The sequence below is a fragment of the Glaciecola sp. SC05 genome (genome assembly GCF_041380235.1).
GTDB lineage: Bacteria > Pseudomonadota > Gammaproteobacteria > Enterobacterales > Alteromonadaceae > Glaciecola.
Genome location: NZ_JBGIYY010000006.1, coordinates 118,664 through 141,758, shown reverse-complemented (window position 1 = coordinate 141,758; position 23,095 = coordinate 118,664). Strand labels below are relative to the sequence as shown.

Genomic DNA, 23,095 nt, shown 5'->3' with positions numbered 1-23,095 from the left:
TTGATTTGGCTGGCGCCTCAGCGTGGGCAAATTAGCGCTAATTTATCTCCAAAATGCGAAACCGCAGTGCGTGAAATACCTGATTGACATGCTTCAAGGCTAATAGGTATTGTGGTCCAATCGCCCTCAGCTTGAAGCCGGTCGCCTTTTGCGATTAGCTGTCGATGATAAAGGCCTTCTCCGCTGCTGGTGATCACGTGACCTGTAGCACTTACTGAAAAATAGACACTACCCTTGGGCAACGGGGCAACCGTGATTATGTTTTGAGAACGAGCATTGTAGGCTTTAAGCTGCGGATTATCTTGGCCTTGTGAATATAAATACCAATCTGAGCGCTCAAATTGATAAAGGCTTGCGCCAATGTCTGAATCAATCACCTGACCTTTGTTTGCTTTACTATTGATATTTACTCTTTGCAGGGTATGCGGTTCGCCCAGCACGAACAATAACAGCTCCTCTTTGCTCAACCATACTTGATAACCAACGGGTTCGATTCCTGATGCTAAGTGCTGCACGGGCTGACCTTGCATATCTAATGACCAAAGCTGTTGCTTTCCATCACCATTGACTCTTATTACCGACATGCCTCTACCTGCTGGCAGTGGGGTTGCTGAGTATTCACTTTGGCTAGATTGAGTAATGTTAATAATCGCGCTATTTAGTAATTGATATTCAAATATATCGGTTTGTGTAGCATCTCCTTGTTCGACGGATTGCGTAAAATACAGATGATTGCTATCAAAAAAATAGGGCTGATTAGTGTACGCATCGGTGTCTGTTATTCTCACAATGTCGCTTAAGGGCTCTTGTTGCAGCAAGTTCAGCTTTCCGATATACAAATCGCTACCTTGTTGAGCGTTTGCGCCCATAGCCAATAGTACTGATATTGCTGCGAAGCAGGTCGCGGTGATACCCTTAGCCTGAATGTTCATTGCTATCCTTTGTTATCATACATTGCGCTGATATATTTGAGCGCTATTCATTGTCTCGTTATAGTTACTTTAACGAGTTTATTGCATGGGTCAATGCTTTACTGTTATCTAAAGGTTCTGCTATCGGTAAAGTTGCCAAAATTGCATTGCAAAGCAGTTTTTGCCAACTTAACGAGAGCGTATTTGGAATGTGTATTGAAAATTAGAACTAGGAATTAAATATGCCTGAAGCGTTTAAGCATCGATTTTCTTTCGCTTTAATTGGGCAAATGGCAGATTGTTTTGCCCACTTTAGCGAAGCTTTTGATCGTGAGGGTTTTGTCGGGCATGCTAGTCGTGATTTAGATAAACTAGAGTTGAAACAGCGCAGTGCACAAATTACACAAGCTATGCAGCGCTATTTGCCTCAAGATTTTGTAAAAAGCGCGGAAATTCTATTGGCGAGCTTAAGCCCGATGCAAACTCCTGCTCAGATTAGTGTGCTACCCGAGCATGATCATCTACTTAAAGGCTGGGCGATTATGCCTATGGCGGATTATGCTGCGCTGTGCGGGCAAGCACACTTTGATGTTGCGATGAGGCTAATGTATGAAATGACGCAACGGTTTTCCTCTGAGTTTGCAATTCGTTATCTACTGTTAAATGAGCCAGAGCGGACCATAAGCAGACTAGGTCAGTGGCTTACTGACAGCAGTGAACATGTGCGTCGACTTATATCGGAGGGAACCCGCCCTCGACTTCCGTGGGGACTGCAGCTTGGCGAGTTTGTGCGTGACCCAGCCCCTATTTTACCCTTGCTAGAAGCGCTTAAAGACGACCCATCAGAATATGTGAGACGCTCCGTCGCAAATAATTTAAATGATATTGCAAAAGATCATCCGCAGCTAGTGATCGAGCTTTCATCAAGATGGTTAAAAAATGCCACTAAAGATCGTACCAAACTTGTCAGGCATGCTTGTCGAACCTTGTTAAAGCAAGGCAATCCAGAAGCACTTGCTTTATTTGGCTTTATGCCAGCAAATTTAAAATCGGTGTCGTTGAGTCTATCCAGTCATCATGTTCAATTTGACAAGAGCGTATCTGTGCGACTCGAATTACAAGCCGCAGCCGGTGAAGCGCAACAAATTATGCTCGACTATGTGGTCTATCACAAAAAGGCAAACGGTAAACTGCTTCCTAAAGTGTTTAAATGGAAAGTGCTAAGCCTGCAGTCGAATCAGTCGCTAATAATAGACAAAACTCACAGTTTTAAGCCAGTAACGACTAGGAAGTACCACGAAGGCGAACATAAGATAGCCGTGCTCATAAACGGCAAAGAATTTGCGCGAACGCCCTTTGATTTACTCAGATGACGGGAGCGCAGGTATACATATGTTAAACAGGATTGAGAGCGTTAATAATTTCTTTTTTGCATACGATGGCAAGCGCAAAGGGTGTTGAGCTTTTACTCGCAATCGGCTAGTGTTGCCAGCAAATAAAAATACATAGTCTGTTTAAGACATCCTGTTTATAGACCTGAGTCAGCACGCAAGCGAACAAACGCAAAAATTAGGAATAGCATGGCCATTGAATTAAACCCTTTACATACTTTGAGTAACTACGCCGAGCAGTATGGAGTAGACAAGCGCTTAAGACTTTTTGATATATTTACGCCTAAAACAGCCGGCGATATCGCGACTCACATTCACCAAGATTTAGAGTTTAAAAACGCTTACGTTGACGATGGCGAATTCAAATTAATAAGCACCGAAGACCTCCAAGCCTTGGGTACTCAAAAACAACAAGCGCTCACCCAAAGAATATACAAGCAAGCCTCTGAGGGTGTTGGATTTTTATATTCGAAATCTGATATTTATGATAACCCCACCGATTTTACGCTTTCTCAACAAGTTTGGCAGTGGTTAAATTCAAAAGCCGTATTAGAGGGCATTCGCGCAATGACAGGGATTGATGATATAAACGGGGCAAATGCGCAGGCAACTCGTTACTATCCTGGGCATTTTTTAACTCGCCACAATGACGTTAATGATAAGGACAATCGCAGAGTCGCATACGTGTTAAATTTTACACCAAAATGGCATCCAGATTGGGGTGGCTTACTGCAGTTTTATCACGATAACGGTAATCCAAAAGATACTTGGGTGCCTATCTTTAATTCTTTGGCACTATTTGATGTTACCCACCCACATGCGGTTAGTTATGTTGCGCCGTTTGCACGTCATCCTCGACTCGCAATTACTGGTTGGTTTACAGCGAAGAAATAATAAGGCCACATGCTCTCTAGCCGCCTCATTTGAATGGGCGGCTTTTTCACATTGGAAGGTCTTAGTTAGATGTCGCTTTTACCATTGCTTGCCCACGACCATTGCTCTCTGAAGCGGCTTCAAGAACACCATTTCTGTTGACAATCACATGCAGGTCTCCGAAGCGACTGACTCGGGTCGAATACCCCATCGCCTCCAATTCACTTATTACTTCTGCATCTAAGCCATCGTGATAACGGATTTCGTCTTTGGGCAATAATTGGTGATGAAAACGTGGGGCATCGGTGACATCCTGAATGGGAAGTTCAAACTCTATTGCATTGAGAATACTAAGATATACAGATGATAAAATCGTTGTACCACCAGGGGCGCCGGTTACCATTTTCAGCGTATTGTCTTTTAATACGATGGTAGGGGTCATGGAGCTGAGCATGCGTTTGTTAGGCTGAATTTCGTTTGCTACGCCGCCGATTGCACCAAAGTAATTAGGTACACCGGGTTTGACGCTAAAGTCATCCATTTCATCGTTGAGTAAAAATCCAGCGCCTTCTACTACCATCCCGCTGCCGAATCCTAAGTTAATGGTAGTAGTGTTAGATACCGCATTGCCGTGTTTATCAACAATTGAGAAATGGGTGGTTTGCTCACTTTCAGGTAAGCCCGGTTTTATGTTATCGGTATTTGAAATGGCATCTAGGCGAATGTCAGCGCTGCGCTTTTGCAGATATGCTTGATCTAACAGGGCAAGTTTTGGCACTTCGAAAAAGTCAGGATCACCCAAATATTCAGCTCTATCGGCAAATACTCGTTTGCCTACTTCGGCGAGCACATGAATGTATTCGGTGCTGTTATGTGCAAATTGAATATTTTCTCTTTGTTTAACCATATCGTACATGCGCAACCACTGCGATACGGCAATACCGCCAGAGCTCGGTGGGGCAGCGCTGACGAGTTCATATTCGCGCCACTTTGAAATAATCGGCTCTCGCCACTGTGCTTGGTATGCGGCCAAATCATCGGTACTGATCAGGCCGCCATGTTTCTCCATAAAGTTTACAATGTAGGCAGCGGTTTCTCCCTCGTAAAATCCTGCTAAACCAAGCTTTTGGATGCGTTCGAGAGTATTGCCAAGCTCTTTTTGGACGAAAATTTCGCCGGCCTTTACCGAACCAAAGTAGTCGACAAAATTAAGCGCAAGTTCACGTTCCTCAATACGCTTGATATATCGGCTGACATTGCGCGCTAGCTTCTCAGGCACGATAAAACCTTCTTTAGCGAGTTTTATTGAGGGCGCTAGTAAATCTGACCATGGCAAGGTGCCATACTTTTGATGAGCCTCCCACATGCCAGACACAGTGCCAGGAACACCTGAGGCTAAGATCCCATAAATTGATTCAAGGCGTTTTGCCTTGCCCATTTCATCTAAATACATATCGCGATGAGCCAACTGAGGGGCAGTCTCGCGATAGTCTATGAAGGTATTTTCATTTTCAAAATGAATCACCATAAATCCACCGCCACCAATATTACCCGCCTCTGGCAGTGTGACCGCTAAACTAAACTGCACTGCAATAGCAGCATCAATCGCGTTTCCGCCTTGATCTAAAATATCCATTGCAACTTGTGCGGCGAAAGTATCGGGCATGGCAACGGCTTGCTGACCAGTTACTTTGCTACTGTTGGCTGAAGTCGCGCCCTCAAGACTTGAAATGTTAGGCTGAGTGCAGGCAAATAAAACCAAAGAGGTAACAACAAGCAGCATTTTTGCAAAACGTGGCATAATCAAACCAATAGTTAGAAGCAGGGCTTTCTAGTGTGCAACAATCTATGTTGGCTTTCCAGTATGTATATCGCTTAAAGCGGTAATTTTATCGATTGATCTTGTTTGGGGTGTTTGCAGGCTTAGCTGCATTTATCAGTATGGCAAAAAAAGTCGACCCAAAAGAGTCGGTTGAACTACTCATACCTATTAAATTGTTTGATAAGCTGTGTTTTTTATATTTAGGAGCGCGTTGGTTTATAACTGTCAGATGAGCTTAATAAACTCATTAATAAAGCGGGCAAAAATGTCAAACTCAATAAGGTCGATACCAATATTCCGCACAACACAATAATGCCTACGCCTCGGTAAAGCTCTGTGCCTTCTCCTGGCACTAGGACGAGGGGAGCAAGTCCAAAAATGGTGGTTGCGGTCGACATCAAAATGGGTTTTAAACGCTTAGCGACTGCACTTCTAACCGCCGTTTTAATATTTTCACCTCTTTCAACAAAGCGTCGAGTTTGATCAACTATGAGTATGGGGTTATTTACAACGGTGCCCAACAGGATCAAAAACCCTAGCATGGTAATCATATCAAAGGGTTGATGTGCGCCGCCTACACCTATGGCATTTAGTACTGCATTGACGCCATTTATAGCAATCAGGCCCAAAAGCCCGCCTGCCATGCCTAAAGGCACCGTTGCTAGTATAAATAAGGGATATCGCCAATGTGTGAAAATTGCAACCAATAGCAGATAGCAAAGTGCAATAGCAATGACAAAGTTTCCAGAAAGCGCCGCTTTAGTTGCCTCTAACTGATCGGCCGCACCGCTAATACTTAGGCTTACTCCTTGAGCAATTTTGCCCTCTTGCCAAAGCGCGGGCAGCAAGTCATTGCGAACGATAGCTTCGGCAGTTTCTAATGCAACATCACGTGGAGGAATAATATATACCGTCACGGTGCGGTTGCCGTCGACGCGCCGCACGGTGTCGCTGTTTTTACTTTCAACTAAATCGGCAAGTGCATCTAGTGGTAAAACATTTCCCCTTGGCGTAACCATGGGAGTTGCTGCTAGATCGTTTATATTTTGTTGGTTACCGGCACCGCTAAATAAGAAAATGTCAATTTTGTCGTCATTAAGTATGAACTCATCTACATAAGCTCCATCACTAATCGCAGCAACAGAGTAGCCAAAATCTCGATTGCTGATCCCAAGCTCTGCCAGCCGTTGCCAGCGCGGTCGAATTTCTACAAGAGGCTGCTCGAGTATTAATGAGCCGGGATCTGAATTGAGCTGTGGATTGTCAAAGCGTTTTTCGGCTTCTGCGTAGACCGCCTCGGCGGCGCGATACAAGTCTTCTATATTGCTCCCAGCTAGGTCTACGGCGACGGCGCGGGTACCGCCATCGTTACTTGAAATGATAGACCCACGGGCTGAAAATGCTCGCATGTTCTCAAAACTTCTAAATTTTTCAGTGATCGCGTCCATCATCTGACCGATGTATTGCGCTTCAACGGGCGCACTTAAAAACCAAATACGACCGATAGACACCGACATATTATAATATGCTAGCGGTGGCATATTAGTTTGCCCGCTAGCAAAGGCTTCAGGGTCTGCGTTGACATAGTCGTCAAAATAGCTACGCAGTTCGTCACCGATGTCTTCCATGCCGCTAAGATTATAACTAGGAGGGGCTATCATGATTGAGAATGCTTTGGGCTCTTCACCTTCTGGCAAATATTCTGCTGCGGGCATTAAAATGTAAGCACCAGATAAAATTATCACAGTAAATAGCGCACTATAAATTCTTGACCTGCGTTGGTTCACCGTAAACATATCCACTAGTTTGAGCCATTTATCAGATAGTTCAGGCGCGGTATTGAAATGATGGCCTTGGGCATTTTTCTTTTTCTTTTGAGAGCCACCTAGGTTGGCCATTGCCACCGGAACTACGAATATCGCTACTAGCATTGAGGCGATAATCGCCCCTGAAATAGCAATGGCAATATCCGAATAAAGCTGTCCGGCTTCTTGTTCAATAAATAGTATCGGGGCAAACACTAATACCGTGGTGGCCGTTGACGCAAGCACCGCAGGCCAAACTTCTTTTACGCCTTCAATGGCCGCTTTAAATCTCTTTTTGCCTTGCTGTTTTGCTTGCATAATTGATTCGAGCACCACGATCGTATTATCGACCGTCATGCCGATAGCAAAGGCTACTCCGGCTAAAGAAATTACGTTGATGGTTCGGCCAAAGGCTAGCAAGGCTAAAAATGCTGCAATGGTGCAAATAGGAATACCCATAACCCCAATGAGCGTGGAGCGGACAGAGCGCAAAAAATAGAACATCACGAGGGTAGCAAGCAATGCACCGAGTCCTAAATTGATCCATACATTTTTAAGCGAGCTAGATACATACTGCACATCGTCGCTAAATAATTTAAGCGTTAATCCATTTTGCTGCAACAGTGATTGGTTTAACTCTGCGACAACTGGCAGCAGTTGCTCTTTTATTGCAATTACGTTTGAACCACTTTCGCGTCGTACCGACATGGTTAAACTGCGCTCGCCGTTTGAGTACGAAAGACCGCGAGTTTCAAAATGATCGAGGGTAATGTCGGCAATATCTTTTAGATATATATTCGCGTTATCCACTCGAGAGACGATCAGGTTTTCAAGCTCTGAGAGTTGTTCGAAGCGACCGACTACGCGCAGCAAATACCTGCTTTGTCCGCTTTCTAGGTCGCCAGCTGAGGCATCAGTGTTACGAGTGCGGATGGCATCTCTGACCTGCGTCAGGCTGATCCCCCGTTGCGCTAAATTGGCTGCATCTACTTTGATTTGAATTTGTCGAGATGAGCCGCCTCGCACATCCACCTGCGAAATCCCGGTTACCGTTTCCATGCGCGGGCGAATATAGTCGTCGGCAAAATCTCGCAGCATATCGACGTCAAGTCCCAAAGGGTTGCCATCAAGCGGCGCGAGTCTGAAAAACATAAATGCGTTACTTGAAAAGGAGCTTGAAAATAACCTCGGCTGATCGACGTTTTCAGGATATGCAGGTACCTGACTCAGTGCATTACTGACACGAATTAGCGCATCGTTTACATCTACCCCAAAGGGGAATTCAAGCTCGATGTTCGCCGAGCCCATTTCAGCAGAGGAAACCATGCGCTGTAAGTTCGGTAGGCTGCGTAAATAACGCTCTTGTTCAATTAATATTTCTTTTTCTACATCCTGTGGAGTGGCGCCGGGCCAGCCAGTTTGAACCGTGATAGTCCGAACTTCTAAATCGGGGATCATTTGTACCGGTATGTTAAGCGCTGAGACAATACCTAAAATACAGGCGATCATCACCACTACAGTAACGAGGGTGCCGCGTTTAACGCTGGCGGTGATCATAATGCAGGAGCCCTCACAATAGTGGCATTCACCGTCATGCCATCGCTTAGCACTTCAACGCCTGAAATGACATAGGCTTTATCGAAAGCTTGGCCAGAAATCGCTACGTTACCATCGCGCATATCAACAAAACTTGTAATTACCCGCTTTGCTTTGTCATCTTCAACAATAAACACACTGCTGCCGCCATCTGGATGGAGTTTGACTGCAGACATGGGCAGTATAATCATATCTTGACTGGTGTTGGGAATTTCGATTTCGGCGCGCGCCGACATGCCGGCCACCAAGACGTCATTTTGCGGCAAATCAATTTGTGCAGTAAATGTGCGATTTGAGCTATTCGAAACCGGTACGAATCGGCTCAGCGAGGCGCGAATAGGCGCCGCTTGTTTAAGGTCTGGTAACACTGTCACGGCAACCTTGTCGGCCTTTGCTAATTGAAAATAGTGCTGTTGAGGCACTGACACGCTCAATCGTAAATGGCTTTGATCAACGAGTGTTAGTACAGCACTTTGTTGCGTCAGCCACTCGCCAACATCAATGCTGCGATCTGCAATGACGCCTGCAAAAGGAGCACTTAAAATGTGTCGAGCTAAGATTTCTTTTTGTAGGGCAAGGTTAGCTGCAGAGCGAGCTAGCTCAGCCTGTGCATTCGCTAAAACCGCGCCTCGTTCGGCGATTAATGTTTGTGGGACGACCTGCTGCTTTGATAGCGCCAATACTTCTTTATGCAGTCTGTCTGCTTCAGCTAGATTAACATTGGCCGCTTGCAAGCTGGCAGTGGCGCTTTCTACTTGTAATTTGGCTAGACTGTCGTTGAGGCGCAGCAGTGGCTGACCTTTTGTCACCACGTCACCAATTTCTACGTGTAGTTGAGATACTAAGCCCGACTCGAGGGAGGCGAGCTGAGCATGCTGTTTCGCTTCTACTGTTCCGCTAAGAGCAATGATACGAACATCTTGTGATTGCTTGGGATATATGACATCAACATTAATCGCTGCTGACGCTTGCTGCGCTGTCGCGTTGATAGACAACAAGCCAAAAAGCAGTAACAGCAAATAGTGCATATAAACCTCATTTTTTGTGCAGGCGTCGTTGCGCCACAATGGCGCAATCAGCCCTTTCATCTTATTCTATATCATACTGCTGAGATACGATTTTTGATTAAGAGTTGTCCACAATAATTTTTGTGTAAATATTAGCTGAGGTAATGGCTTAGTTAGAATATTGTTCGGCAATTTGTTCAAATGCTTCACATTCAGGTGTTTCGAAACCATCCATTAGGTCTGCACATTTTTGCTCAGAGACGGAGTTGTAGCACGCCAACATGCCATCGTATAAGTCGCCGTGCTCCTTTACAAAATCGAATTGGTAGAGAGATTCGCACATTGAGTTTGCCATGCTTGTAGCTATCTGTTTGGTTTGTTCGTCAAGGTCATCCTCTGCTGAAATTTCTTCAACAATGCACTGCTTCATCTTGTTGCAAAGTTTGTCAGCCGCATCTTTTAGAGGGTCCGCGTTGGAACTAACAGAAAATAGCGCGCCAGCGATGAGTATTAAGCGTAGAGTCGGTTTCATTTACATGTCCTTATGGTGATATATTATGTTTGCTTTTCCTAATAAATAGACATCACAGTATTGCGCTATTCTGCATCTGAATCAAGCAAACTGTCAGGAAATTTTACACCGGTTTTTGCAAATAGTTATTCCGCTTAAATAAGCGAGTATTGTTTTAACTGCTGGTAATAGGGTGTGACTTCTTCTACCACGGCTAACTGTTCATCATTAAGTGCGAGGGTTTGTTGTTTTGCTGGCGCAAAGTGCGTCGAACTCTCAACACTTTTGTACCAGTGGCTTGCCCAAACGCCGTCACTTTCTCGCTTACCTGCAGGCCAATTAAGCATGTTTGGGTCAAACTCTAGCTTCAGTGCCGAACATATTTTTCGCAAGGATGATTCAGGATCACGCAACACAGCGTCTGAATCAATCACCGGAATATCTTGGCCAGATATGGCTGTAATTGCTTCATACAGTTCATGTTGACGCTTTATGCCAATATCGTCAGCGCTACATAAACCGCGGCTATTGGTGTAAGAATTAACGACATAGGCGGGCTCTCTAATCAAAAAGCAATGCGTAATGTCTTTGGTCCAGGCAAGGTCGCAGCCTGGCAGCATATGATGGGTCATATGTTTTTGATACTGCAGTACGCTGCTGCAGTTACCATTACTCATAGCTTGGCTGACTTCCTCAAAATGAATCGACTGTGAGGCCAGTATTTCTTCAAACATTGGATGCGGGCTTTGGGTTTGATGCAAATAGTAGGCGTAAAACGGCTCATCAACCGCACTACAATCTTGTCGATTTTCCCAACTGCGCATCATTGCGGTAGAAATATTTCGGGGCCCTGACCACATTGCAATACGCTTGGTCATCACTAGGCTCCTAGTTGCGAGTTGTTTTGATGATCTTGCTCAATTAACTCAACATAGTGGCGCTCGAGCTGCTTGGTAATCGCGTGACTGCCTACTCCAATTTTACGACCATCTACCTCTGACACCGGCGTTAGACCGGCAAACGTGCCAGTGATAAACGCTTCGTCAGCACCATAGACATCGGCTAAGGTAAAGTTTCGCTCATACACCGGCACATTATTCGCTTTACATACATTTATGACATTGCGACGGGTAATGCCGTCTAGGCAAAAATCACCACTGGAGGTCCAAACTTCGTCACCACGAACAATGAAGAAATGGGTGGAGTTACAGGTTGCCACAAAGCCATGTGGGTCGAGCATAAGGGCTTCATCAGCCTGTGCTTTAGCGGCCTGAATACAGGCAAAAATACAGTTTAGCTTCGAGTGGGTATTCAATTTCGGATCCTGCACGTCAGGATAGCCCCTTCGCACATGCGTGGTGAATAGACTGACGCCATCACCCTGTGCTAGACCAAGGGCTTTTTTGTGCTCTGCTATAATAACTATAGTGGCAGCAGATATGGTTACACGTGGGTCTTGGTAAGGTGTCGCTTTTTCGCCTCGAGTCACCATTAAGCGAATGTGCACGCCATCATGCATGCCGTTGGCTTTGCAAGTTGCATAAATGCGCGCAACGAGTTCATCGCTAGAGATCCCAATATCCATATCAAGGGCTTTGGCACCATCATATAGCCTGCGCATGTGCTGAGCGATAAACGCTAAGTGGCCCTGATGCAGACGAATGCCTTCCCAAACGCCGTCGCCCAATATAAAGCCACTGTCGAATACCGATATCTTAGCTTCGCTACGAGGAAATAGTTCTCCGTTGATGTTGATCAGAATTGTTTGATTGCGAGGGTCGTCGATATATTGGTGCGTGCCTTTGGCCATGGGTAGCTACTTATAGTGATGTTGTGATGCCTACCTTATAAAAAAATCTCTTGGAATGAAATATTCATTTGCATTATTTAGCAGCGCTAGATAATCAATTATTGATTATGAGGGTGAGTGTTTAGAAACAGTTGCGCATCCATTCTGTTTTTTTTGCGTCTACCGCTTGGGAAATGCCGTACATGCTTAGGTAAATGCCGATAATGAAAAAGGCTCCTTAATTCATATAAAGGAACCTTTAGATAGCATAGGTGCTGTTGCTTAAGCCGAGCAGAAAAGTAGCCTTACTGTTGCCTTAGACTCATTCAGTTTGGCCTCTTAATTTTGCGGAATGCAGCCTTGACCTAGTTTGATTGCCTGACTGTTTGCGCAATTTGCCCAAAGATGGATTTACCATCAGCATCAAACATTTCGATGCTCACGCTGTCACCAAACTTCATGAAAGGTGTCGATGGCTTGCCATGCTCAATGGTTTCAATCATGCGAATTTCGGCGATGCAGCTGTAGCCAACGCCGCCTTGTGCAACTGGCTTACCCGGGCCGCCGTCTAGTTTATTTGAAACGGTGCCAGAGCCAATGATGGTCCCGGTTTCAAGAGGGCGCGTGCGAGCGGCGTGTGCAATTAACTGACCAAAGTGAAAGGTCATATCAATCCCTGCATGGGGTTCGCCAAACTTGCTTCCGTTAAAATGCGATACCAAGGGCAAGTGCAGTTTACCGGCTTGCCATGCGTCGCCTAGTTCGTTTGGCGTAACAGCGATAGGACTAAACGCGCTTGATGGCTTAGACTGGAAGAATCCAAAGCCTTTACCCAGCTCATTAGGAATCAGTCCGCGCAATGAGACGTCATTGACGATCATGACCAAGCGCACGTAGTTTAAGGCATCATCGGCGCTCACGCCCATCGGCACATCACCGGTGATCACCGCCACTTCGGCTTCAAAATCAATACCAAAGCCATCATCAGTAGGCATTTTAATGTCTTCGCGAGGACCTAAAAAGCTGTCGGAGCCGCCTTGATACATCAAAGGGTCGGTCCAAAATGATTCGGGCATTTCAGCGCCACGCGCTTTACGCACTAACTCAACGTGGTTGACATAGGCGCTGCCGTCGGCCCATTGATAGGCTCTGGGCAAAGGAGAAGCACAAGCATTTTGATCAAAGTTCGAGCCGGCGATATCGCCGCTTTCCAACTGCTGCGCCAAGTATGCTAGTTTACCTTCAACTTCTGTCCAGTTGTCTAAAGCAAACTGTAGAGTAGGCGCAATGTCCTGCGCAGATACCATTTTAGTTAAGGCTTTGTTGACCACGACAAGCTGTCCGTCGCGTCCATGTTGTATGCTCGCAAGTTTCATGTTTATGGGTTCCCCGTAGAAGCATTGCTTGGAAAGCCCTGACCGTTGTGCAGCCAGTCGGCATGTTTGGGCGCCTGTTTGGTTTGTGCCCATTCGTCTAGCATTTCTGGTGCCACGCGCTTAAGCTCGGTCATCATTTCAGGCGTGTGCGTATTCGCTGCAAGCTCAATGCGATGGCCGTTAGGGTCAAAAAAGTAGATTGACTTAAATATACCGTGGTTGGTCGGGCCTAATACCTTAATGTCGTGCGACTCCAGTTTTGCTTTAGCAGCTAACAACTCATCCATGCTGGGCACTTCAAAGGCAATGTGCTGCACCCATTCTGGCGTATTGACATCTCGGCCCATACGCGGTGAATTAGGCAGTTCGAAGAACGCCAATACGTTGCCATTGCCCGCATCTAAAAATACATGCATATAAGGATCGGGTGCTTGCGTTGACGGTACTTTGTCTTCAGCTATTGCCAATTGAAAGTCCATGCCTAACATTTTCTGATAAAATTCAACCGTCTCCTTGGCATCGTTGCAGCGATAGGCTACGTGATGAATACGAGAGATTGCCATTATGCACCTTCCTTTGCTGTGCCTGAGTTAGCACCTTCAATCACGCCGCGTTCAACTTGATCACGTTCAATAGATTCAAATAGGGCTTTGAAGTTGCCTTCACCAAAACCTTCGTCTTCTTTACGCTGGATAAATTCGAAGAACACTGGGCCAAGCAGCGAAGCTGAGAATATCTGTAGCAATAGACGAGGTTTTTCACCGTCGGTAGAGCCGTCTAACAGTATGCCGCGGGTTTGCAGTTCGTCAGTTGGCTCACCGTGGCCCGGTAAACGCTCCTGTAGCATGCTGTAGTAAGTTTGTGGGGGAGCGGTCATGAACTTCATGCCTTGCGCTTTTAAACGGTCCCAGCAGGCGAGTAAGTCGTCGCAGGCAAAGGCAATGTGCTGAATGCCCTCGCCGTTATAGGCCATTAAGAATTCTTCAATTTGACCGCCCGCGCCGCCGGCTTCTTCATTGAGTGGAATGCGGATTTTGCCGTCAGGCGCGGTCATGGCTTTAGACAATAAACCCGTGTATTCACCCTTAATGTCAAAGTAGCGGATTTCGCGGAAGTTGAATAAGTCTTCATAAAACTTCGCCCAATATCCCATGCGCCCGCGATATACATTGTGCGTGAGATGATCAAGGGTATGAAAGCCGCAGCCTTTAGGATGTTTGTCGATACCTTCTACCCACTCAAAATCGATATCATAAATGGTGTTGTCGCCTTGATAACGGTCAATCAGATACAGCGCTGCGCCACCGATGCCTTTGATCGCCGGCAGTTTAAGTTCCATTGCACCAGTTTGCATGTCGATTGGCTGAGCACCTTTTTCGATGGCCATGCGGTACGCTTTTTGAGAGTTTTTAACACGAAATGCCATGCCGCAAGCAGACGGGCCGTGTTCTTGTGCATAATAATGTGCAGGACTGTTTTTGGTGTAATTGGTAATGAAGTTAATATCGCCTTGACGCCAAAGTGCCACATCTTTTGACTTATGGTTAGCCACTAATGTAAAGCCCATCATGGTAAACACGGGCTCTAGGATACCTTTTTCAAGGGCTGTGAACTCTACAAATTCAAAGCCATCAAGACCCATTGGGTTTTCGAATAAATCAGCCATTTTGTTTCCTCGTCAAAAGCGGGCGCATTAAATGCGCTATATCGTTCTAAGTGGTCGATAAATTAGTTGTAATTGCAACTAATGTCAAGTAAAACTGTGTTTGCAATTAACGAGCAAGTTTGAAAACGAAATTATACAAATATAAAACCTTACAATTTTGCAATCAGGCGATTGGGCTTAAGGTAACAAAACATTATAAATTTCAGGAGAGCAAAATGGCGGAGCAACAAAAAACACTACTTATCTTAGAGCGATACATGCCATATCGACTGTCAATTGTGTCCAACAAAGTCAGTAGTATCGTCGCGCAAACGTACAAAGACAAATTTGCACTTTCTATTACCGAATGGCGAATTATGGCTGTGCTGGGTGAATACCCTGGTGCGTCTGCAGATGAAATATCGTTAAAAACACAAATTGAAAAGTCATTAATTAGCAGGGCTATTGGCAATTTATTAAAACGTAAGCTAGTGGTGCGTAACGTAGCTAGGGACGATAAACGCCGCTCTGAAGTAACCTTGTCAAAAGCGGGTTACGAGGTATATGCTGAAATAGTTCCCCTGTCTTTGCAGTATGAAAAAGAGCTATTAGATTGCTTGTCAAGCGAGGAGCAGACTATGTTCAGTGACGTGATTGAACGATTATATGAGCATGCACAAACATTATGAACGATGAGTGTAAAGATCCTAAATAGGTTTATGGCTGAAGATTGGATGACAATAATCAAACATAAAAAACCCGGCAAAGCCGGGTTCTTGTCATTCATTACATTTTTGCTTAGAGCATACGCTTGCGACGCATAAATACTGCGCCCATGGCAAGTGTCAGTAATGCAACTGTTGCAGGAGCTGATACTTGAGCTGCGCCTAAAGTAATAGAATCGAAATCGACTAAGTTGCCGTCAAGATCAAATACGTCTAGGAAACCAAAGCCTGTGCCAGCGTCAAAGACCATCTGGTAACTCCACGTTAATGGACCAAAACCAACGTCATCACCGTCAAATTCAAAAAACTCTATACCAGCGAATATATTGTCTGTATCGATAGCTACTTCGAAAAAGAAAATATCGAATACGTCAGCAAAAGAGTATAAATCACTTAAGTTAATATTCACTAAAGCGATGTCATCACCAAAACTGGTATCTAAAACACCGGTGTTTAATGCACTCTGCTTTATTTCAACTTCTATCGAGCCGATTTTACCGTAGAAATCGCCGATGATATCGTGCTTGATAACTAGCGCATTCGCAGATGAGGCTGCAAACAACAAACTGATTGCTAATACTGAACTACTTACTATGTTTTTAAAATATTTCATTTTACTACTTCCTTTTTTTAATAATAAGCCGGGAAAGTATATTCCCGGCGACTGCATTACTATTTACGGTTGAACTTCTAGAGCCGTAGTACCTTGTACAACACCATTACCATCTGTAAATGTAACGGTACCCATGTAAAGACCATTTGGATCTAAGCCACGCGTTCTTAAGCTGATGTTTTGCAAACGACCTTCAACAGCGCGAGTTGATGCTGATACGCGAGTTGTATTTTCTTGGCCATCAACAATCCATAGTAGCGCTTGATAATCAACACTAGCATTGCCTAATAAATCCACACCTTGAACCATTAACAAGTAGAAGTTGATATCAGTGTTTTCCGAGTTTTGCGGATTAACGATAATCAAATCTTCGTTTGCATCAGGGCCCTTAGCGTTCTGTAGCGGTGAACAGCCAGCTGCACGGCATGCCCAAAGCTCTATGTCTAAGTTTGTACCCGGTACGCTTACTAACGCGTCACGTGTACTTATTCTTAGCAATGTTGAACCTGCAGGAACCTCAAAAGTAGTGCGTGAGCCAACTGGAACGTTGATATTAAAATCAAAGTCGCCTGGGTTGCTAAACGATGTTCTATTAATACCAAACGGTAAGCTTAAACCCTGATATTCAGTGGTCATAGAACCCGAATATAAAGTTTCAACAAAGAACACTGCACGGCCTCTGTTTAACTGCAATGAAAGTGACTCAGGTACAACAATTGTTTCTGATGGTACTTGATTCAGCGCAATTGGGCTGCGAACCGTTAAACCATCGGTACGTTCAAGTGTTACCGAACCAAATACCCAGTCGTTGGCTGGGAAGCCAGGAACTGAATCAAAGGTTAGGCTGTAGCTTGCAGTGCCGCCCGGAGCAACTTCTAACAATCCACTTGGGATTACATTGCCAGCAGAGTCGAAGGTCTGAACTGTAACAGCCGTTCCTTCAGGTGCATCAACGTTTACTGTGTAAGAACCGCCATTACCCGATACGTCTGTAACAGTACGAGAAATAGTTTCAGTTCCTTGAAGTTCACCAATTGCAATTGAAGGGTAGTTTAATTGACTTGCGTCAGTTGCAAAGCCTTGAGCAACGATGTCGTTACAGTTTGCACCAAAGCGAGCAGAAGCAACTAAACCAGCTTCACCTTGTCCACATAAGAAGCCTAAGTAATCACCTAAGTTGGCATCATATACTAAACCAGGGTTTAATGAAGGAGCAGGGTCAACATGACCTGCACCAAAATCAAACGGGTCAGCAGGTGTTGAGCCGTTCTCTTTAACAAGGTTTTGACGAGCAGTTGTCATAATAGCCGATTTAATCTCAGCTGGTGACCAGTCTGGAAATTCACCGCTCAACAATGCGCCCATACCAGCAATATGCGGGCTAGACATTGACGTACCTTGTAAATATGCAAAGTTTTCGCCTTGTGGGTTGCCACCGAACTGCAGTTGTTGTGGGCTTGATGCAGCTAAGATGCGAACACCTGGAGCTGTGATATCAGGTTTAAGTATGTCAGCAGTTTGAGTATTAACACCACGTGATGAGAAACCAGCCATGATGTTGCCGACTTCAGTCGCTTCTATCGCAGAACCGTTCAATGACATTGTTACGTTAGTCGTACCTGCATTAACGCTGTCTGCTAAAGCTAAACCATCAGCGTTAAAGACCATTACGCCTGGGATACCAATACCAGTGTCTGTGCCACCCATAGCAATAGGTGTTCCGCTTTGCGTATACACTACTGCACCGATGGCGCCGGCAGCTTCAGCGTTTAATAATTTATCAACGAATGGACAACCGCCACGAGCGATAAGCGCGATTTGACCAGTTAAGTCACTTGATAACGGACCACAAGCTTCAATTGGAACAGCTAGACCTAAATCGGCGGTTAAACCACCTTCAGGAACAGCGGTACCAATAACTGCAGGAACAGAGAAAAATCCGCCCGGCGCCAATACACCACTGTTGATGGTAAGTTCGTTACCGATAGCAGCAGATGTACCGTCGTAGGTAGACGCAGCTACTGTTGCAATCCACGGTGCAATATTACTTACCGTGCCAGCATTAGGGCCGCTATTGCCTGCAGAGGCTGCGAAGAATACACCGGCATTTGCAGCGCTTAACGACGCGTTGTATACGGGCGTATTAATATTTTGTGAGTTACCAATCGAATAGTTTAATACGTCTACACCGTCAACTACTGCTTGGTCAATAGCCGCTAAGCTGTCACCAAAGAAACATCCGGCTTCGTCTCCGCCTTGTGGATTAACGTAGTTTGCGTTCCAGCATACTTTGTATGCAGCAATACGTGCGCGCGGAGCCACACCAGATAAAGTGCCAACCTCTGTGCCATTCAATACTGCAGTCACGCCAGCGTTACCCGCCGCTGTTGAAGCGGTGTGGCTACCGTGTCCATCGTCATCCCTTGCCGAAGCGAATGCGCCTAAACCAAACTGCATTTCATATACACTTGAAAAAGTTGCGCCAAAGTAGCGTGCGCCGATAAGTTTATCGTTACATGTAAATTCATCCGCAGGGGCAGTAGAGTCGTCATAAACAACTACACCATTTGCGTCAACAAACGAACCAACAGTACCTACGTTACAGGCGTTTTCCCACCCAGCAGGCGCTGGCGAGTAACTTTGCTCTGGGATAGACGGGTCTGATCCAAAGGAAGGGTTTTCTGGCCAAATACCAGAATCTAATATACCTACGATGACGTCTTCGCCAACGATACCAAGATCATGCAGACCATTACCCGCATCGGTAACTAATCCCATGAATTTAGGCGTATTAGAAGTCTGTAATTTATGTACTTCGTCTGCGTATACCGCAACAACGTCTGGATGGTTGCTGATAGCTTCTACTTGTGCAGGCGATAAGCGCGCAGAGAAACCGTTGAAAGTATGAGCGTAGTTATGCAGAACATCTACTACACCAATCTCAGTTGCAACCGAAAGTTGCTTCTCTTTCATGGCAGCAACGTAAGCTTGAATTTTAGGTGAATCGGCATTGTAATTATTGCCCGCTCTAGCCACCATTTGGTTGCTAGGTACCATTTCACCAAGTTCAACGGCCATATTAACTGCGGTGGAACCCTTCAACTCAACGATGTACATGCCCGATGCTGCTTGAACAACTGGGGCAGGACCGGTCGCGGTAAGTTCGCTAGCATCTACCTGAACAAGATATGGCGATGCTGTCGCATATGCACTCGCCAGCGCGGTTGATACTGCAATACCCACTAGGTATTTATTAAATTTCATTTACTTCTCCCGTTTGAATCATTTTATTCTAAAGTATCCAGTACATCTATTTCTGCATCTACTTGGCTTGTTAATAATTCAACCCGCAGCCGCAACCATAAAAGCACTAGTAACTAAAGGTTTCGATCGAAATTTTTATTATTATGTCATTATCTTTTGTAGTTATTGTTAAAATAATGGCAGAGCATTCAAGCAATATTCATGCCCTGAAAGTAAGTTGCTATTTTTAAAGGAATAATTCTAAAGTATGTTTATCGGGACTGCCAGTGTTGTAAAAAAACCTGACATATGAACGGTCATTTATCAATCAACCTTAATCCATATGGTGCTAAATCTGATGATTTGTGTTTTACACGATTTCAGACTATTTGTAGTCAATTGAAAGAGTTGCTAACGTAGCTTATGGATATCAGCAGATTTTTTAGGAAAGACACTTGAAAAACCGTGGTGAACACTTTATCCGTTGGGGTATTCTTGGCTGCGGCAATATTGCCAGTACCTTTGCACAATCAATTGGCCAAGTTCATGGCGGGGAGTTGTGTGCGTGTGCAGCAGGTGAATTTGGTCGAGCAAGCATGTTTGCAAAGCGCCATAAGATCAAAAAAGTACATACTGATTATTCGTCACTGGTCGCTGACAATTCGATTGACGCTATATACATCGCAACAACGCATAATTTTCACTTTGAACAAATAATGCTTTGCTTAGCGAATCATAAACATGTGCTGTGTGAAAAACCGATTACGATCAATGCAAAACAAGCGCGACAGGTCCAATTGGCTGCACAGAAACATAATTTGCTTGTGCTAGAGGCAGTTTGGACGCGTTTCTTGCCGGCTATTGAAGCGCTTCAAAATGTTTTGAAACAAGAAATTATTGGTAATGTCAAATCACTTTACGCCAACTTTAGCATCAACTTAGATATATCTGATGAACATCGTTTGTTGAATCTAGACTTAGCAGGCGGAGCGCTGTTAGATTTAGGTATCTACCCCATTACTATGGCCGACATAGTTTTTCAAAAACCGCCGACACACGCCAAAGCTAGTGCGTTAATGACGAACACAGGTGTCGATGAGTTATCTAGTTATATGCTCAATTATGCCGAGGGTCAAACTGCTTTGTTGTCTGCCGGATTTAGACAATGTGCACCAACCGAAGCGTTGATTTTTGGGGATAAGGGCTATATTAGGGTGCCGAACTTTTTAGGAGCAAAGTCATTTGAAGTAGTTCTTGATAATCAGCCAACTCAATATTTTGAATATGATTATAAAGACGAATATTGCTTCCAATTTGAAATTAACCATTTTCATAGATGTCTTGAACAAGGCCTCACAGATAGTCCTGTATTACCATTAGCAAAGTCTTTCGAAATTGTGCAGCTTATGGACATTTTGCGTGCACAGTTTAATTTAGTGTATGCAGGTGACTAATAAATCGATAACGTTTAAAACTAATCGGTTTTTTATATCGCTTTATAGTGCTAGTTATTACCATATTTTTGATTGCTGCTAGGTACATTTGAACCGCTTTAGTTTATCCTTGCCTGACTTCATAATTTTAGCACAACAGAGTGACACCAATTTTTGATTACGATTATAAAAAATGCAGATGTATACGCACCTGAGCACCTAGGTCTGAAGCATTTAGTTATTGCTGAAAACAAAATTATATACGTCGGCGCTACTGTTCCTGAGATTAATATTCAGCATACTGTTATTGACGCTGAAGGCTGCATCCTCATGCCAGGATTTATCGATGGCCACACCCATTTAACCGGCGGTGGCGGCGAAGCTGGATTTTCAACTCGCGTACCTCCGGTGCCGTTAAGCCGTTTTACTCGCGCAGGCGTCACTACCGCGGTAGGTCTGCTAGGCACCGATGACATTACGCGCAGCACCGAATCGATGGTTGCTCAAGTATATGCGCTGCGTGAAGAAGGTTTCTCAGCTTATTGCTATACGGGTGGCTATCACCTACCGCCAACTACCCTGACCGGTTCAGTGCAAAGCGATATCGTATTTATCGAACCGGTGATAGGTGTCGGTGAGCTTGCTATTAGCGATCATCGTTCTAGCCAGCCAACTCTCAATGAGCTATTAAAGATTGCCGCTGAAGCACACGTTGCTCGGCTAATGACCGGCAAAGCGGGAATGCTGCATTTGCACTTGGGAGACGGCAAGCGTGGTTTAAGTTTAGTCAGAGAAGCACTAGAAACCGCTGAAATTCCTCCTCGTACTTACAACCCTACGCATATCAATCGTCAGAAATTTCTATTTGAGGAAGCTTGTGACTTGGCTAAAAAAGGTTGTTGGGTAGATGTCACGGCCTTTGAAACAGGCGAGCAAGGCTATGAGCCGGCCGATGCGCTTTTGCGGTACATGCAGCAAGATTTGCCGCAAGACAAACTAACTATTAGCTCAGATGGAGGCGGATGTCTTCCAGATTTTGATGCAAAAGGAAACCTGATCCATATGGGGTTTGCTGATTCGCAGTCGATGACCGATATTTTTTACGCCTTGGTCGATGATGGCCAAGCCATCGAAAGTTTCTTACCTTTCTTTACAACGAACGTAGCGCAACTGATGAATTTTCATCATAAGGGACGCATTCAAAACGGCGCCGACGCCGACATTGTTATTTTAAATAAACACAAACGCATTGAACATGTCATGGCTATGGGCCAATGGCATGTTCACCATCAACAGCAAATTAAAAAAGGGACTTTCGAGTAACTATTATGCCATCTCCTAACATTAACGGCACCCAAAGAGGCTTCATTATCCCTATCGGTGGTGCGGAAGAAAAAATAGATAACCCAGAGATTTTGTCAAAGTTTGTCGAGCTTTGTGGAGGCTCAGAAGCGGTGATAACGATCATTCCAACGGCTTCGCAACTTAACGATACCGGGTCGCGCTACCAAAAGATATTTGAGGACATTGGTGTCAAGAAAACCTATTCACTTCCTATTAATGAGCGTATTGATGCGCAAAATCCTGAATATGTAAAGACGCTAGAAAAAAGCACGGGTATTTTTATCACCGGTGGCAATCAACTTAGACTGTCTACTATTTTAGGCGGAACGCCTATCGCAACAGCTGTGCGCCAACTCAATGCAAAAGGCGTGCACTATGCCGGCACCTCAGCCGGTGCGGCGATTGTATCTCAGCACATGATTACTGGCGGTAGCACTGGGATCGTGCCCACTGAAGACGGTGTGAATTTAGCACCCGGGATGGGCTTAATAAATACTATTGTGGTTGATCAACATTTTAATGAACGTAATCGTTTAGCCCGTTTGCTCTCAGCGGTGAGTTACAACCCATTTTTAGTCGGTATTGGCTTAGACGAAGATACCGCTGCGTTTATCGATCATGAAAACGTGTTTACCACAGTGGGTAGCGGCGCGATTACCGTTATCGATCCAAGTGGTATTGAGTATTCATCGATGGCGGAAGCAAGCACCGGTGATGCACTGACCTTACTGAATGTGAAGCTACATATTTTAGCCAGAGGCGGACGCTTTGATATTTCGGAACGCAAAGCCTACGTTAAGTAGATATTTTTTACAGTAGTATCACTTAACGGTCGGTATTTAATATAAATCCATTTGAAAAGGTAGCGTATGCTGCCTTTTTTATGTAATTTAAAATATTGTTCTATCTGAACGCAGGATATCTTCGGTTCAGAACTTAAGTAACTAGCAGATCACGCATGTGAGTTCGCTTATGTGCCTAATTTTTACGCAATATGAAGGGTGCAATTGA

General features: G+C 44.8%; 18 protein-coding genes. 6 read left to right on the top strand and 12 right to left on the bottom strand.

The window, feature by feature from the left end; all coding sequences use genetic code 11:
• Positions 1-17: 17 nt before the first annotated feature.
• On the bottom strand, positions 18-932 hold the full coding sequence (locus AB9H30_RS07440) for a hypothetical protein (protein WP_371194023.1): 915 nt from the start codon (positions 930-932) through the stop codon (positions 18-20).
• Positions 933-1,153: 221 nt separating this feature from the next.
• On the opposite strand from AB9H30_RS07440, the gene AB9H30_RS07435 reads away from it, so the two are divergent.
• Both AB9H30_RS07435 and AB9H30_RS07430 read left to right on the top strand, forming a co-directional pair.
• Positions 1,154-2,284 carry a DNA alkylation repair protein gene (locus AB9H30_RS07435; protein WP_371194022.1) on the top strand — a complete coding sequence of 377 codons (1,131 nt, stop codon included), beginning with the start codon at positions 1,154-1,156 and terminating at the stop codon, positions 2,282-2,284.
• Positions 2,285-2,491: 207 nt separating this feature from the next.
• The gene (locus AB9H30_RS07430) at positions 2,492-3,196 is read left to right on the top strand and encodes a 2OG-Fe(II) oxygenase family protein (RefSeq protein WP_371194021.1); all 705 of its coding nucleotides are present in this window, start codon (positions 2,492-2,494) and stop codon (positions 3,194-3,196) included.
• Between the two features lie 61 nt (positions 3,197-3,257).
• Here AB9H30_RS07430 and ggt read toward each other — a convergent pair whose 3' ends face one another.
• The 9 genes from ggt to hppD form a co-directional block, all read right to left on the bottom strand.
• Complete coding sequence (ggt, locus tag AB9H30_RS07425) at positions 3,258-4,976, bottom strand: gamma-glutamyltransferase (RefSeq protein WP_371194020.1); 1,719 nt, start codon at positions 4,974-4,976, stop codon at positions 3,258-3,260.
• A 221-nt stretch (positions 4,977-5,197) separates the two neighbouring features.
• Positions 5,198-8,359 carry an efflux RND transporter permease subunit gene (locus tag AB9H30_RS07420; protein WP_371194019.1) on the bottom strand — a complete coding sequence of 1,054 codons (3,162 nt, stop codon included), beginning with the start codon at positions 8,357-8,359 and terminating at the stop codon, positions 5,198-5,200.
• Positions 8,356-9,486: an efflux RND transporter periplasmic adaptor subunit gene (locus tag AB9H30_RS07415; RefSeq protein ID WP_371194018.1), complete on the bottom strand. Its 1,131-nt coding sequence runs from the start codon at positions 9,484-9,486 to the stop codon at positions 8,356-8,358. Before AB9H30_RS07415 ends, AB9H30_RS07420 begins: the two co-directional genes overlap by 4 nt.
• 88 nt (positions 9,487-9,574) lie before the next feature.
• Positions 9,575-9,937: a hypothetical protein gene (locus AB9H30_RS07410; RefSeq protein ID WP_371194017.1), complete on the bottom strand. Its 363-nt coding sequence runs from the start codon at positions 9,935-9,937 to the stop codon at positions 9,575-9,577.
• Between the two features lie 134 nt (positions 9,938-10,071).
• Positions 10,072-10,794, bottom strand: a complete 723-nt coding sequence (locus tag AB9H30_RS07405) for an HAD family hydrolase (protein ID WP_371194016.1) — start codon at positions 10,792-10,794, stop codon at positions 10,072-10,074.
• Positions 10,795-10,796: 2 nt separating this feature from the next.
• Positions 10,797-11,726 carry an aminotransferase class IV gene (locus AB9H30_RS07400; protein WP_371194015.1) on the bottom strand — a complete coding sequence of 310 codons (930 nt, stop codon included), beginning with the start codon at positions 11,724-11,726 and terminating at the stop codon, positions 10,797-10,799.
• A 344-nt stretch (positions 11,727-12,070) separates the two neighbouring features.
• On the bottom strand, positions 12,071-13,081 hold the full coding sequence (locus AB9H30_RS07395; RefSeq protein ID WP_371194014.1) for a fumarylacetoacetate hydrolase family protein: 1,011 nt from the start codon (positions 13,079-13,081) through the stop codon (positions 12,071-12,073).
• A gap of 2 nt (positions 13,082-13,083) precedes the next feature.
• Positions 13,084-13,644 carry a VOC family protein gene (locus AB9H30_RS07390; RefSeq protein ID WP_371194013.1) on the bottom strand — a complete coding sequence of 187 codons (561 nt, stop codon included), beginning with the start codon at positions 13,642-13,644 and terminating at the stop codon, positions 13,084-13,086.
• Entirely contained in the window at positions 13,644-14,747 is a 1,104-nt protein-coding gene (gene hppD, locus AB9H30_RS07385; RefSeq protein WP_371194012.1) for a 4-hydroxyphenylpyruvate dioxygenase, read from the bottom strand. Before hppD ends, AB9H30_RS07390 begins: the two co-directional genes overlap by 1 nt.
• A gap of 215 nt (positions 14,748-14,962) precedes the next feature.
• Between hppD and AB9H30_RS07380 the strand changes: the two genes are divergently transcribed.
• On the top strand, positions 14,963-15,415 hold the full coding sequence (locus tag AB9H30_RS07380) for a MarR family winged helix-turn-helix transcriptional regulator (protein ID WP_371194011.1): 453 nt from the start codon (positions 14,963-14,965) through the stop codon (positions 15,413-15,415).
• A gap of 109 nt (positions 15,416-15,524) precedes the next feature.
• On the opposite strand, the gene AB9H30_RS07375 is transcribed toward AB9H30_RS07380, so the two are convergent.
• Together AB9H30_RS07375 and AB9H30_RS07370 are read right to left on the bottom strand one after the other, a co-directional pair.
• Entirely contained in the window at positions 15,525-16,064 is a 540-nt protein-coding gene (locus AB9H30_RS07375) for a PEP-CTERM sorting domain-containing protein (RefSeq protein WP_371194010.1), read from the bottom strand.
• Between the two features lie 63 nt (positions 16,065-16,127).
• Positions 16,128-19,328, bottom strand: coding sequence for a S8 family serine peptidase (locus AB9H30_RS07370; RefSeq protein WP_371194009.1), 3,201 nt, complete (start codon positions 19,326-19,328; stop codon positions 16,128-16,130).
• Positions 19,329-19,762: 434 nt separating this feature from the next.
• Here AB9H30_RS07370 and AB9H30_RS07365 point away from each other — a divergent pair, with 434 nt between their 5' ends.
• The 3 genes from AB9H30_RS07365 to AB9H30_RS07355 all read left to right on the top strand — a co-directional run bounded on the left by AB9H30_RS07365 (position 19,763) and on the right by AB9H30_RS07355 (position 22,887).
• Positions 19,763-20,761 (top strand): Gfo/Idh/MocA family protein, encoded by a 999-nt coding sequence (locus AB9H30_RS07365; RefSeq protein WP_371194008.1) that lies wholly within the window; start codon positions 19,763-19,765, stop codon positions 20,759-20,761.
• A 153-nt stretch (positions 20,762-20,914) separates the two neighbouring features.
• Positions 20,915-22,063 (top strand): beta-aspartyl-peptidase, encoded by a 1,149-nt coding sequence (gene iadA, locus AB9H30_RS07360; protein ID WP_371194007.1) that lies wholly within the window; start codon positions 20,915-20,917, stop codon positions 22,061-22,063.
• Positions 22,064-22,068: 5 nt separating this feature from the next.
• On the top strand, positions 22,069-22,887 hold the full coding sequence (locus tag AB9H30_RS07355) for a cyanophycinase (protein WP_371194006.1): 819 nt from the start codon (positions 22,069-22,071) through the stop codon (positions 22,885-22,887).
• Positions 22,888-23,095: the final 208 nt, after the last annotated feature.

Coding starts and splice junctions, on each gene's coding strand:
- AB9H30_RS07440 (WP_371194023.1), bottom strand. CDS start 932: ATGAACATTCAGGCTAAGGGTATCACCGCGACCTGCTTCGCAGCAATA.
- AB9H30_RS07435 (WP_371194022.1), top strand. CDS start 1,154: ATGCCTGAAGCGTTTAAGCATCGATTTTCTTTCGCTTTAATTGGGCAA.
- AB9H30_RS07430 (WP_371194021.1), top strand. CDS start 2,492: ATGGCCATTGAATTAAACCCTTTACATACTTTGAGTAACTACGCCGAG.
- ggt (WP_371194020.1), bottom strand. CDS start 4,976: ATGCCACGTTTTGCAAAAATGCTGCTTGTTGTTACCTCTTTGGTTTTA.
- AB9H30_RS07420 (WP_371194019.1), bottom strand. CDS start 8,359: ATGATCACCGCCAGCGTTAAACGCGGCACCCTCGTTACTGTAGTGGTG.
- AB9H30_RS07415 (WP_371194018.1), bottom strand. CDS start 9,486: ATGAAAGGGCTGATTGCGCCATTGTGGCGCAACGACGCCTGCACAAAA.
- AB9H30_RS07410 (WP_371194017.1), bottom strand. CDS start 9,937: ATGAAACCGACTCTACGCTTAATACTCATCGCTGGCGCGCTATTTTCT.
- AB9H30_RS07405 (WP_371194016.1), bottom strand. CDS start 10,794: ATGACCAAGCGTATTGCAATGTGGTCAGGGCCCCGAAATATTTCTACC.
- AB9H30_RS07400 (WP_371194015.1), bottom strand. CDS start 11,726: ATGGCCAAAGGCACGCACCAATATATCGACGACCCTCGCAATCAAACA.
- AB9H30_RS07395 (WP_371194014.1), bottom strand. CDS start 13,081: ATGAAACTTGCGAGCATACAACATGGACGCGACGGACAGCTTGTCGTG.
- AB9H30_RS07390 (WP_371194013.1), bottom strand. CDS start 13,644: ATGGCAATCTCTCGTATTCATCACGTAGCCTATCGCTGCAACGATGCC.
- hppD (WP_371194012.1), bottom strand. CDS start 14,747: ATGGCTGATTTATTCGAAAACCCAATGGGTCTTGATGGCTTTGAATTT.
- AB9H30_RS07380 (WP_371194011.1), top strand. CDS start 14,963: ATGGCGGAGCAACAAAAAACACTACTTATCTTAGAGCGATACATGCCA.
- AB9H30_RS07375 (WP_371194010.1), bottom strand. CDS start 16,064: ATGAAATATTTTAAAAACATAGTAAGTAGTTCAGTATTAGCAATCAGT.
- AB9H30_RS07370 (WP_371194009.1), bottom strand. CDS start 19,328: ATGAAATTTAATAAATACCTAGTGGGTATTGCAGTATCAACCGCGCTG.
- AB9H30_RS07355 (WP_371194006.1), top strand. CDS start 22,069: ATGCCATCTCCTAACATTAACGGCACCCAAAGAGGCTTCATTATCCCT.